Origin of the sequence: uncultured Microbacterium sp., from assembly GCF_947489255.1 — a bacterium.
GTDB lineage: Bacteria > Actinomycetota > Actinomycetes > Actinomycetales > Microbacteriaceae > Microbacterium > Microbacterium phycohabitans.
In genome coordinates, this window is record NZ_CANLCY010000003.1 from 81,725 (window position 1) to 94,330 (window position 12,606).

The 12,606-nt window shown below is 64.2% G+C and carries 10 protein-coding genes; 4 read left to right on the plus strand and 6 right to left on the minus strand.

Annotated elements, in window-relative coordinates; all coding sequences use genetic code 11:
* Positions 1-127 precede the first annotated feature (127 nt).
* The 3 genes from Q0818_RS07690 (at position 128) to Q0818_RS07700 (ending at position 2,950) form a co-directional block, all read left to right on the plus strand.
* Positions 128-871 carry an ABC transporter ATP-binding protein gene (locus Q0818_RS07690; protein ID WP_298874214.1) on the plus strand — a complete coding sequence of 248 codons (744 nt, stop codon included), beginning with the start codon at positions 128-130 and terminating at the stop codon, positions 869-871.
* Positions 853-2,439 carry a hypothetical protein gene (locus Q0818_RS07695; protein WP_298873307.1) on the plus strand — a complete coding sequence of 529 codons (1,587 nt, stop codon included), beginning with the start codon at positions 853-855 and terminating at the stop codon, positions 2,437-2,439. Before Q0818_RS07690 ends, Q0818_RS07695 begins: the two co-directional genes overlap by 19 nt.
* 73 nt (positions 2,440-2,512) lie before the next feature.
* Positions 2,513-2,950 carry a VOC family protein gene (locus tag Q0818_RS07700; protein WP_298873308.1) on the plus strand — a complete coding sequence of 146 codons (438 nt, stop codon included), beginning with the start codon at positions 2,513-2,515 and terminating at the stop codon, positions 2,948-2,950.
* Positions 2,951-3,035: 85 nt separating this feature from the next.
* Here Q0818_RS07700 and Q0818_RS07705 read toward each other — a convergent pair whose 3' ends face one another.
* Positions 3,036-3,791, minus strand: coding sequence for an alpha/beta hydrolase (locus Q0818_RS07705; protein WP_298873309.1), 756 nt, complete (start codon positions 3,789-3,791; stop codon positions 3,036-3,038).
* A gap of 727 nt (positions 3,792-4,518) precedes the next feature.
* Here Q0818_RS07705 and Q0818_RS07710 point away from each other — a divergent pair.
* Entirely contained in the window at positions 4,519-7,581 is a 3,063-nt protein-coding gene (locus tag Q0818_RS07710; RefSeq protein WP_298873310.1) for a hypothetical protein, read from the plus strand.
* A 316-nt stretch (positions 7,582-7,897) separates the two neighbouring features.
* Here the strand turns inward: Q0818_RS07710 and Q0818_RS07715 are convergent, their stop codons facing one another.
* The 5 genes from Q0818_RS07715 to Q0818_RS07735 form a co-directional block, all read right to left on the minus strand.
* Positions 7,898-9,874 (minus strand): DUF87 domain-containing protein, encoded by a 1,977-nt coding sequence (locus tag Q0818_RS07715; protein ID WP_298873313.1) that lies wholly within the window; start codon positions 9,872-9,874, stop codon positions 7,898-7,900.
* Positions 9,867-11,129: an SIR2 family protein gene (locus Q0818_RS07720; protein ID WP_298873315.1), complete on the minus strand. Its 1,263-nt coding sequence runs from the start codon at positions 11,127-11,129 to the stop codon at positions 9,867-9,869. The genes Q0818_RS07715 and Q0818_RS07720 overlap by 8 nt, the downstream gene beginning before the upstream one ends.
* Before the next feature lie 207 nt (positions 11,130-11,336).
* Positions 11,337-11,960, minus strand: a complete 624-nt coding sequence (locus Q0818_RS07725) for a hypothetical protein (RefSeq protein WP_298873316.1) — start codon at positions 11,958-11,960, stop codon at positions 11,337-11,339.
* Positions 11,960-12,232 carry a hypothetical protein gene (locus tag Q0818_RS07730; protein ID WP_298873317.1) on the minus strand — a complete coding sequence of 91 codons (273 nt, stop codon included), beginning with the start codon at positions 12,230-12,232 and terminating at the stop codon, positions 11,960-11,962. Before Q0818_RS07730 ends, Q0818_RS07725 begins: the two co-directional genes overlap by 1 nt.
* Positions 12,233-12,364: 132 nt before the next feature.
* Complete coding sequence (locus Q0818_RS07735; RefSeq protein WP_298873318.1) at positions 12,365-12,493, minus strand: hypothetical protein; 129 nt, start codon at positions 12,491-12,493, stop codon at positions 12,365-12,367.
* Positions 12,494-12,606 lie beyond the last annotated feature (113 nt).

Sequence of the window (12,606 nt, forward strand, 5' to 3'; positions counted from 1 at the left end):
TAGGTTCGAGATCGTGACCGACGCCTCCCGCGACACCCCGCCGACCGTTCCCCCGCAGGCCGTCGCTCCTCCGCCCGTCCTTCCGGATGCCGTCGTCCCCCCGGCCGCGACCGACCAGCAGCCCGCGATGCAGCTGAGCGGACTGCTCAAGCGGTTCGCCGAGAAGGTCGCCGTCGCGGGACTGGACCTCACCGTGCCGACGGGGTCGTTCTACGGCCTGGTCGGTCCCAACGGGGCCGGCAAGACCACGACGCTGTCGATGGCCACCGGGCTGCTGCGTCCCGACGCCGGAACGGCCCGCATCCACGGCGTCGACGTCTGGGCGCAGCCCGTCGAGGCCAAGAGGCTCATCGGCAACCTCGCCGACGGCGTGCGGCTGTTCGACCGGCTCACCGGTGAGCAGCTGGTGACCTACACCGGCATGATGTTCGGCCTGTCCCGCGAAGAGGTCGCCTCGCGCACCGCCGACCTGCTGCGCATCATGGACCTCGGCGAGGCCGCCGGAACACCCGTGGTCGATTACTCGGCGGGCATGACCAAGAAGGTCGCCCTGGCCTGCGCCCTCGTGCACGCCCCGCGCCTGCTCGTGCTCGACGAGCCCTTCGAGTCGGTCGACCCGGTCTCGGCGGCGAACATCGAGGACATCCTGCGCGGCTACACGGCCTCGGGCGGCACGGTCATCGTGTCGAGCCACTCGATGGACCTCGTGCAGCGCACGTGCGACCACGTCGCGGTCATCGCGCAGGGCCGGCTCCTGGCATCCGGGACCGTCGACGAGGTGCGCGGTGCGCAGACCCTCCAGGACCGCTTCGTCGAGCTCGTGGGCGGTCGTCACCACTCGGAGGGGCCGCAGTGGTTGCGACAGTCCTGAAGATCCGGTTCCGCGTGCTGGGGAACACCCTCGCGCGGAGCCCGATGCAGTTGGTCGGCTTCATCCTCGGCGTGCTCGGGGCACTGTGGATGCTGCTGCTGGTGGGGGTGGGGCTGTTCTTCGTCGGCACCCTCGATTTCGATGTCGCGCGCGCCGCGGTCACCGCCGCAGGGGCGGTGCTGACCCTCGGATGGGTCATCGGCCCCGTCTTCGCCGCGGGAATCGACACCACCCTGGACCCTGCGAAGCTCGCGCCGTTCCCGATGACGACGCGCCAGATGATGGTCGCGATCACCGCGGGCGGCCTCACCGGCGTGCCCGGCATCGCCACGACCCTCGGGGCGCTCGCGACCTTCCTGGTGTGGGCGCGCGAGCCGGTGGCCGCGATCGCGGCGATCGCGTGCGTGCCGCTCGGCGTGCTCATCTGCGTCGTCGCGTCGCGCGCCGTCGCCGCGCTGGCCGGAGGGCTGGGCAGCGGGCGTCGCACGCGCGAGATCGTGGGACTCGTCGGCTTCCTCGCGCTGATCTTCGCGAGTCCGCTCCTGATCGGCGTCATGAACGCCCTGCGCGCCGCCACCGACCAGGGAGTGCAGCTGCAGAGCATCGTCGACGCGCTGTCGTGGACGCCGATCGGCGCCGCTTGGGCCGTGCCCGGCGACCTCGCCACCGGGGCGTGGCTCACGGGCGCCCTCCGCCTGCTCATCGCCGTGGCCACTCTGGCGTTACTGTGGTTCCTGTGGTGGCGGAGCCTGTCGGCATCCGTCGTCGCTCCGCCCTCCCGCTCCGCGGCGCGGAGCCGCAGCGGGTCGCTCGCGTGGTTCGGCGTCATGCCCTCCACTCCCGTGGGCGCGACGTGGGCGCGATCGCTGACGTCATGGACGCGCGACATGCGCTACCTGCGGCAGCTGCTCATCCTGCCGGTCATGCCGATCCTGATGCTCGTGTATTCTGGTGGCCAGACGTCGGGGCCCCTGTTCGCGCTGTCGGGGCTGCTGGTGGGCTTCTTCGCGGGCGTCCTGGCGTACACCGACGTCTCGTACGACGGCACGGCGTTCGCGACGGTGCTGCAGACGGGGATCACCGGGCGAGACGACCGCCTCGGGCGCATGCTGGGCGCGGCGACCGTCAGCGTCCCGCTCGTGCTGATCATCGACGTCGCCACCGTGGCCATCGCAGGGCGGTGGGATCTCCTGCCGGCGGTCCTCGGGGCCTCGCTCGCGCTCACCCTGGTCGGTCTCGGCGTCAGCGCCGTCAGCTCCGCGCTCCTCGTCGTTCCCACCCCTGCGCCGGGCGACTCGCCCTTCAAACGGGTGCCGGGCTCGACGTTCTCGATGTTCCTGGCGTTCCTGCTCTGCTGGGGTCTCGTCGCGGTCGTGTCGCTGCCGGCGGTGGTCCCCGCGATCATCTCCACCGTCACGGGATCCGCGACCGCGGGGTGGCTCGCCCTCGGGATCGGCCCCGTGCTGGGCATCGCGGTCTTCGTGGTCGGGATCCTCGTCGGGGGCCGCACCTTCGACGCGAGCGCACCCCGCCTGCTCGCGCAGCTGCGCACGTTCCAGGGGGCCTGAGAGTCCTTCTCTCTCCCCCCGTCACGGGACTAACGTGAGGGCCGATCCGCTCTCGAAGATGAAGGATGCCACCATGTCGACCTCTCTCGTCGTCTACCTCTCGTTCGCCGGCTCCGCCCGTGAGGCGATGGCCTTCTACCAGTCGGTCTTCGGTGGCGAGCTGACGATCAACACGTTCGCCGACTTCGGCATCCCGGACGCCCCCGCCGACGGGGTGATGCACTCGGAGCTGCGCGCCGAGGGCTTCACCGTGATGGGCGCCGACGGGTTCGACGAGCCCGCCGAGGGGTGGGGCGCCACGCGCGCGCACGCGGCGTTCATGAGCGACGAGTTCGACCGCGTCCGCGGCTTCTACGATCGCTTCGTCGAGCGCGGCGCCGAAGTGAAGCAGCCGCTCGAGAAGCAGGTGTGGGGCGACTTCTACGGCGAGCTCACCGACCCGTGGGGGATGGCGTGGATGTTCAACGTCGCCGCACCCGGCGGGTGGGCTGAGGGCGCTGCGGCGGAATGACCCCGCCAGGCGGGTCTGCCACGGTGATGCGCGGCCACGGGAGCGGGGCTGCCGACGGGCCGTGACGCCCGCTGGTGCGCTGGGCTCAGCCCGCGAACGCGTCGACGCGGGCGACGAAGCGCGCCGGATCGACGAGGTGCGGGTAGTGCGTCGGAGGCTGCCACACCTCGTGCACGGTGTGCGGAATGGTCTGCTGCAGCCACGCCGCGTACTCGGGACCCGCGTCGAGCCCGGTGATGACGAGGTAGGGCACATCAGCGGGCACGCGCGTGAGCCGGTCGACCAGCCCGGCGAGCTCTTCGGGTGAGCCGTCGAGGAGCGGACTCCACATCCCGAGGACCACGTCCTGCTTGAGGGCGCGCAGAGCGTTCACGCGCTCGACTTCGCCGGGGTCGAGCTCCCCCGCCATCTGCGCGAACATGCCGTGGATGAACAGCGGGAACTGCTCTCCGCGCAGCATCCCCTCCGCCTGCTGGATCTGCTGCTGCATCCCGGCCAGGTGCAGCGGCTGATCGACATTGACCACGGCCCGCGCCGGGAAGAGCGCGCCGTAGGCCGTGGCGACGATGCCGCCCATCGAGTGCCCGACGACGATCGGCGGGCCGCCGGGAACGGCACCCTCCTCCTGCAACTTCACGATGGTGTCGTGGATGTCGGCCGCGAGGGTCGGGATGTCGTAGGGCTCCGCCGCCTCGGACTCGCCGTGGCCGCGGACGTCGACGCGCACGACGGTGAACGACCCGGTGAGATCGACGGGATCCCAGCTGCGGCGGTCTTCGGTGATCCCGTGCACCAGGACGAGGAGCGGACCGGAACCGGAGACGTCGTGGGCGAGGATCATGGCGCGGCTCCCGTGCTCGGAGGATCGTGGATGAGCCAGAGCCTAGCGGGACGCGCGCCGCGGCTACCCCTCCCGAACGAGAGCGGCGCCCCTCCCGGAGGAGAGACGCCGCTGCGGTTCTGGTGGACCTGCTGCACGCTTACTCCAAACATTGCGACGGTCACCCTCCTGCCGAGCTCGTACTGAAGGCTGCGCAGTCCCGGAGACCGGGTCGAGCAGCGCCGCGAGCCCGATCTGCTCGTCAGCTCCGCCCTTCCGAGATCGATGAGCTGGTCGTGTACTACCTCGAAGTCGGAAACGTCGCTGAAGTGGCTCGGCATTTCGGCGTGACGCGGCAGACAGTGGGCTCACATCTCGCTATCCGCGGGATCGAAACCGTCCGTCGGATGAGCGAGGCGGATATCTCGACCGCCGCTGCCCTGTACCGCGACGGGCGTTCTGCCGCGACCATCGGACGGAGGCTCGGGTTCGATGGTCAGACGGTACTGACATCGCTTCGTAGCGTTGGGGTCACGATTCGGCCGCGTCCCGGATACGCGCGGCTCACCAACCCGCTTGAGCGGTGAGCCCGAGAGACGAGGAATACTCGGGTGGCGGAAACCGAGCCAGGAGTGCGTGCGCTGACAGGCGGGACGCTTAGGTGTTCGAGGACGGGATCGCGGCGCCGGCCAGAAGCGACGTTCTCGTTCTCTCCGCCGATGACCTGATGGAGACCATGATTAGAGTCATGAGCGGCACTATCCACAGCGCAGAAGCATTCATCAACGCCCAGCTCAGTGTTCTGTCGGAGAACAACTCGCATCATGAATTCGAGAAGATCGCCACGCGTATCGCTCGACACCGGATCAGCGCGAACATTCTCATCGCGAACGGACCAGTCAGTGCGGGTGGCGATCAGCAACGTGACGCAGAGTCCTACACGACCTACATTCCCGAAGAGCTCCCTCACTCTGCCGGTTTTGCCGCCGCCGCATCACGAGCCCCCGTCGTAGTGGCGTGCACGGTACAGAAGAAGTCTCTAAAGGCGAAGATTCTCGCCGACGTGGCAGGCATCTGTGCCATCGACGCTGACCCCGTAGACCTCATCGCCGTGTTCAGTGCCACCTCCATCCCTGAGGCGACAACACACAAGCTCAAGCAGCTGGCGCTGAAGGACCATGGCGTCAAGCTGAACGTCTACAGCGGCATGAAAGTCGCCACTTTGCTCGCGGAACCGGAGCTCATCTGGATCGCGCAACGGTACCTCGACCTTCCCTCGCATCTTGTCCCGCTACCCGAAACGGACACCTTCCCGGGCTGGTACACCCAGCTCCTCGGTGACCTGCGACACAACGAAGGCCCCGCTTCCCTCTCTCCGGCAACTCAGGGCGAGATTGCTGCGGGGCTGCGCCATGCCACCTGGGATGAGGACGCGAATTCGGACCTGCCCGAGTGGATCGATTTCATGGGCGCTTTCCTGGCGATTGAGAACGACGATGAGCTTGTCTTCCGCGCCTGTTACGAAATGGCCATCGCACGCTTCCGCGGGACGGGAATCGCCGCGGGGGTCGAGGACTTGGTTCGCCGCGCGCTTGCTATCGCGGCGACGACCGAACAAACGAACATCCTCGACGACGCGGCGGTCCTCCTCTCGTACTGGGGTGGAATGTGGGTGTCGGGCGCCGGACGCGCCGAAGTCGCAGAGGTCTCAGCCGCGCACACGGCACTCGTCAACCACATCCACAATGCACTGTCGGAAACGGATGCAGAGATTTACCCGGTACGGACTGCCTCCCTGAGGGGAACGTTGGCATGGTTGCACCTTTTGCCAGACTGGGGGCGCATCGAAACCACAACTGGTACTCCGACGCGCGTCGACGCAGCTGCCGGCGCGGGCGTTGTTACCGACATGGATGTCATAGACGACACCATCATCGATGCGGATGACCTTGTCTCCCTGCCGACCGCGATGGAACACCTGACCGAGTTGGCCGCCCTCCTCCCTCGCGCACGGGGGTACGCTCTGAGCCGAATCAGTGATGCCGTCAACCTCTGGGCCCCGCTCCTGGCAACGCAACCGGGCTACTCGTCTGTCCGGGACGCCTTCGACGACGCTGTCGCTGAGGTCGAAGGCGATGCGACGGTCGCCGAGCGTTGCCACTCCCGCGCGGTTGCGTTCTACAAGCGAGGCCAGCTTCTCGACGCTCTCAGCGAGCTCCACAAGGCGAAGGCTCGATGCCTGCGCGGAGACCTGGCAGACAATGCCGTCAACATCCTCCGGTTCATCTCCAGCATCTACCTCGAGCTCGACCTCAACCACGCCGCAAAGATGTACGCGTTCCACGCCGCCACCTTCGCCAACCTCAGCAACAACGAAGACACGAAGATAGCGGTCCCGGCAGCCCTGTTCGGCGCCGCCGCGGCAACACATTTCACCGGCTGCTGGATGGAATCGTCGGCGTTGACACGAATCGCCATGCTTGCCCACGCAACTCACGCTCCGGGCGGGTTCGATTTCGACCGATACCCCTCGCTTGCCAGCCAGCTAGAGAACGAACTCCAACAACTCGTCATCGTGAGAAAGTTCTGGCCAGAGCTTGAGCCGCTCCTCGAAGATGCTCATACCCCCGGGGACCTCCACGACTATCTTGCAGAGCAGGCGGCCCAGCCAGACGCCGTCATCAACGAGGACGAAGAGACGTTCCACCAAAAAGCGTCGGCTTACCTCACCGGGCCGGTGTTCGCGGACCTCGGACCGAACCGGCGCGCGGACTTCTACTCACTTGGCGTGCGCTGGACCTTCACATTCGCTAACGAGCACCGCGCCGTGCTGGCCGCCGAAGGATTCATCGCCGCGTTCCAGGTCGTACTCGCCGACATAGCCAAGCACCACCCGGTCCTCATGCCCTGCACAGTCAACGCGACAATCGTGGTGACACCAACCGGCCGAGGGCGCGCAGCGATCGCCTCATCTGAGACGGATGTCTACGCCGCCACCATCACTGTGAGCGAGTCGGCCACTGACGTCAACAGATTCGCAAGGCAGCTGTTGGCGACGACTTTCGGTCTAATGAGCATCCCGCACGTTCGCCCCAAGGAAGACCTGCAGTCGATGATTGAGCTGATGATGGCCGACGGGCTCGGCCACAAGCTTCTCTGCGTCCGGCCCTATCAAGAATCGACCGACTATCTTGAGCACGACAAGTACGCGCAGTGGGCTGACGCTTCACCGCCGGCGTCCTCGAACGCCTTCATCCCGACCCATGACACCCCTTTGGCCGCATCGACCGCGCTCGGCCCGGGGTATGACCACGAACAATTTGTGACCGCCACTCGGGCGACCTACGAGAACGCAGCGACCTGGAAGTACTCCATGGCTGCGATGCTGGCGGACGATGGAGTCCGAAAGCGCATCACGGAACTCCGGTCGAGGGGATGGCTGGACTGGCACATCATCGGCGCGCTCATCAACGTTGCCCTTCAGTGGCGCATTGAGAATATGGGACTTGATGTTGGCGCGCTCGACCGTTCGCAGGAGCCAGCATTCCTGCGGCGCCCGGAGGCCGCCGACGAGCCTGCGATCCCTCGACCCATCGATCTCCGGGACCTTGACAGCCTCCTCTATATGCACACTGTGCAGGTCGGCATGCGGTGGGGACTTCGGCCCGTGCCAGAGCATCCGCACGAAGGAAGAATTCGAGACCTCCTCACCCGCCGCTATAAATTCAACGACGTGGACGTGACCCACCGCGACCCCCTGTCCGCCCTCGACCCGGACGGGAACCTCCTTCCCCTGGTTGCGCCTGCCTGAAATCCCGAGCCATTGAAGCGGGAGTCCGGCATGCGTCGCGCCGCGCGCGCTGTCGTCTGCTCTACGGGCGTATCCCTATCCTCGTTTCCGAAGTCTGGAGCCTCCAACAGACTCAGGGCGCTTCACAGATCGCGCTAACTGCCGGAGGCGGAAACACACAGATCTCGGGCAGCCTGGCTGATCCGACCCAACTGCACGCTTGGAAGGACTAATGGACGCAACACGCCCGCCCAGTCATCGTCATCAAGCCCAATCGGTAGGGCGCAGCGACTGCCACCGACCCGCGCCGAGTAGTGCGGCTGGATCCCCTCTTGAACTAGAACGGCGGCCGTTCGGTCTCGTCTGCGAGCTCTGGCGTTGCGCCTGTAGCCGCGAGCGTGATCGGCCCCTTCGACCACTCGGTGGTTACGGACATCGTTCTGCTGTTCGGCTCGAAGACTTCAGGCATCGCGGAAATCTTGGCCACGACTGGAACCTGTGCGGACACGCCGGCCAAAACGCATGCCCCGGTGGGCAAGATGGGCAGCGACTCGAAAGACACGCGATCTAGGTATGCGACAGCCTTCTCGACCGCATGTATGTCCAGGTTGTTGATGAGACGATGCAAGAAGTAGTTATGCAACTGCGAGATGATGGTCTCCGAGATGTCGTGGGGCCGTTGACTTGCGATGGTGAGGAAGACCCCGAACTTGCGCCCCTCCTTGATGATCTCTTCGAACGTCTCCAGCCTGTAATCTCGCCAGGCCTCACTCTCACGCGATGACTCAGTCGACAGGATGTTGTGCGCTTCGTCGATGATGAGGTTCAGGTAGTGCTCGTTCGACGCATCCGATTCTTTCTTGGCGTCGTACAGGTACTTGCAGAGAAGCATCGGTATGACCTTGCGCATCGAGAGGTTGACGTCCCGAAGCGACACGATTGCTAGGGGACGGTCGGCGAGCGGTACATCAGAGATCTCGACGAGCTTCTTGATATCGGGCACACGCGTCTCAAGCCGCTTGATCAGTGGGGAAAGGTGCTCTCTGTTCGAGAACCCGCTGATGATGTCGTTGTAGTACTGGAGCACAATCTTGAACCGGACGAGATCTATGCCCTCGCGCACCTGGCTGAAGTCGACCTGAAGCGCGGTGATCTTGTCCTTCGTGAGACCCTGCCACCGCGCATCGTCAGGATCCAGCGGTCGATTAGTCCATGCACCCCAGTAGAACTTTCGGAGCGTGCTGTTGTAGTGCAGGTTCGTTTGGAAGTCGTCGACAAGGTCGTCTAGTTCCTGCGGAGCGTGCACTCCGAGACAGGTCCTCACTTCGAGAAGCAGGTTGATGACGGTCTGGCGGTCGATCGACACGTCGTTGCTCTTCGTGGCACGGAGAACCATCTCGCCAATGACGTCGAGCAGGTCTGCCGGGTCGGCTAGGCGACGCTCCCAGAAGTCGCTCGCCAGGACACGAGCGAGAAACGGCGCCTGCGTCTTCTCGGTAGCGTCAAGGAGTACCGACCAGAACGTGACGTCCTCGACGGCCGATGCGGGGAGTGGGATCCTCGCGCCCCCCTCTTTTGCGTGCGTCGATAGCACGTACTCTCGCTTGTTTTCAGCGGAGGTGATGACCGACGTCGAACGGGCCGCCCCGCCCTCAGAAGACCTGTCGACGTACTCGCCATTGAAGTCGATGAGGACGAACTGCGAACGCTCACGAAATCCGGGGCTCGTCCCGAAGGCGTTGAACAGTTCGTGATAGAGCTTCGAGAGCGTGTACGACTTGCCACTGCCGGTGTTACCAAAGATGCCGATGTGGCTCCCGAATATCTGGTCCACTCCGATTACCACGCGCTGCGCGGGCTCCATCGCGAGGGTTCCGATCTCGATCGAGGCGTCCCCTGGTGCCACGAAGGTATGAACGAGCCCGAACTCGCTCTCACTCAGGATGAAACACTCGTTGTCAAGCAGAGGCATCTCACGGACGCCCCGCTCGAACCTCCCATTGTCGAGATAACCAATGAGACTGACATCCAGCGTCCGAAGGACCCTGTCGTCGTCAGTTCTGAAGGCACCCGAGGCGGCACGGTTCTCGGCGATGTGCTCGCCATCAACCTTCGCGATGAGCTCTACGAAGCCCTTCGTTATCTTGACGTAGCTGGCGACCGCGACGTTTCGAACGATGCCTCCGCGATAGAGAAGGTGGGCGCCGTTCTTCAGCTTGTCGACCTGAACAGAGATTCGCCGCCCCTCAACAGCCGTGACACGTCCGACCCGAAACACAGCATCGCGCTGGAGCTCTGCATCGACGTCACGCATCAGGCGTGTTCTCTTGTCCAACCCTGACGTCAAGCTCGACTACGTGGTCGGGTGCAGGCAACGGGTCGGATATCAGCGGCGCGAAGTACGTCTCGCGCAGGCGGTCAAAATCGATAACCAGCTCGTCATCGCCCTCTGCTGGCGCGAAGGGTGTCACAAGAAGAACGTTTCCGTTTTTCACTTCAGACTCTGGCAGGAGCGCCTCATAGTCCGCTCGATGAGACCGGCGGTAGCAGAAGACAATCACCTGGAGCGTGGGGTTTGTTCGTGCCGCACGGAGGACGAGGTCGCGGATGTGCTCATCTCTGAACGAGAATCCGTGAACGAGGAGGAGGCTGTTCTCCTTCTCTAGTTCATTCGCGAAGCGACGGAACAGTTCGTAGTACGTCTCGTTCAGGACGGTCGTCGCGAACTTGCTCTTCTCCGGGTTGACGATCGCAAGCGTGTCGTATGCGGCGGTGAACTGTTGGATCGCATCGGTGAGGAGCTTCCCGGAAGCCGCTGTTATGAGCGCTGAGAGATCGAGCCCCTCCGCGGACGCGATAGGGAGGAGATCGCCCTCGGCAGCGTCGTAGGCGTCTCCAACTTGTCCAACCAGCTCCAGTCCGTGGTCGTAGAAGATGCGATCAGAGGTTTCATCGTTGGACTCAACTCTCCACCCGACAGAACCGTGAACTTTGTAAAGGTCGATGACTGGAATCTCAGAGCGACGTTCGAAGCGTGTCGTCTGGCGGTAGCGGATCGACCCGAACTCCCCCAGGTCCAAGCGCGGGCGAATCTTCCCGCTGAATCCGTCGACAACCTCGATACCGATCTGCTCAAGAGAGACCTCGAACACCATGTCGATGTTCGTAGTGAACACGTTCGCTTGTTTGCCGAGAAGCGACGATCGGCGTCTAAGTAGCACGTTGTTGAGGGTGCGAAAAAACTGGGCGTACGACTGCACCACTCCGGTCGCGTCGGCGTGAAGCGGGATAAGTTGTCGATTGGGTCGAACGACGTGCTGGAAGAAGTATCCCTGGATCGACGCGCGAACCAGCTGTTTCGTCTCCGGGAGGACAGCCTTCTCTTCGAGTTCCGTAAGCGCTGTCTCGATGTCACCTAGTCGCCCGAAGAAGCTGCTCGGCGTGCCCGCACCGATCAGAAAGTTCACATGCGAGTCCTGGACCATCGTCCTGAATCGCTCGACACTCAGCCCGTCTGCTCCACCCACCTGCTTCGGCGGGGAAGCCGAGAGGCGAACCTCAGCGCTCACGCGCTAAACCCCGCCACTTCGCTAAGCGTCGCTGTCATAACTTGATTGCATATTTCGATTCGCTGCATGTCCTGAGGCATCCTCGCTTTTTCGCTCTGATTATGACAGGAGGCGACGAGACGTAAGGAGGCTGGGGCGCCACCTCTGGAGCCGTCAACACGCCTGTCTTGAGTAACTCTGAGCCAGACGTGTTGACGTTCGGCGGGTCTAGGCCGCCTTCGCTCCACTCCGCTCGAACTTATCCAGGATCTTCTCGAGCCGCTGGAGGCTCGTCTGCCCGCGGTGATGGGAGGCGTACTGGATCACGATGGCCCGGTCGTATTCGCCGAGGGCGTCGAGCTCCTTCAGTCGCGAGGTGGTGAGAATCTCAGCGGTCGAGTCGTGCCAGCCGTTGTAGCCCTCCCAGACGACGCCTTCGAGTGCCTTCACGGCATCGTCCGAGAGGTTCGCGCTCATCACCTCGCGGGTGACCACGTTGTAGGCGCCGACCAGCTTCGCCCAGGCCTCGAAGTTCTCTGTCGGCCACTCGACCAAGACCACAATGCTCTTCTTGAGGTGGTGGATCTTGTCCATCAGCTTCCGGGTTGGGCACCAGGCGAGCACCACGCCCCCGTCCGTCACCTGACCGGATCGCTCAGTGACGATCGGCAGCTTGGCGAACTCCTTGTGATAGTTCGCGTTGGACTTAAGCGGGCAGACGATCGTCAGCCGCGCCTTGTGCCGCTGGGCGACGTAGATACCGATCGCCTTGCCGGCCTCGATGATGGCGTGGCCCTCAATCCACGGGACATAGAGGTGTTGGTGCTTCAGGTACTCCGGATCGATCGACATCACTTGCTCCAATCGACCGGCTCGGGCTTCATCTCGATGCGCGTGTTGTCCGCGATCAGCTGAGCCCAGTCCGACAGTTCGGGCTCAGTGATCGAGCCGCCGTAGCCATGAAAGAGACGCTGGAGCGCGGGCTTGATCTCGTCGACCGGGTGTCCGGCGTAGTGCTGACGAAGCTGGTCGATGTCGTGGGTCTGATCCGCGGCCAACTTGACCATGCCTTCGTCGACCATCTGCCGGAGCGCGTTTTCGTTAAAGGAGAAGGAACTGCTCACAGTGCAACTGCTTTCTCGCCCCTTGGATGGGGCGACAGCCGCGAAGCTGAAAGCGCGCTCTGACGAGTCAACACGTGAAGGTCTGACAGGGAGGACCGGCCGGACGAAGCCGACCGATCCTCCCTCGGACCGTTAGCCCTTACCGAGCGTCGAGCCAGCCTTCGACTTGGCGGGCTTGCTCGACGAGTTGGACGCGAGCGTCTTTCCCGCCTTGCTGAGTGCCGACTTCGAGGGCTTACTCGACCGTGACGACTTCGCCATGGTTCGCTTCCTTTCCGCGGTGGGTGGAAGCAGATCCCCACGCGCCCGGAGGTCCGAGCGTTTGATCGAGGCCATACGGGCCTCTAGAGTCAAGGAGTCTGCCCAGACACCTC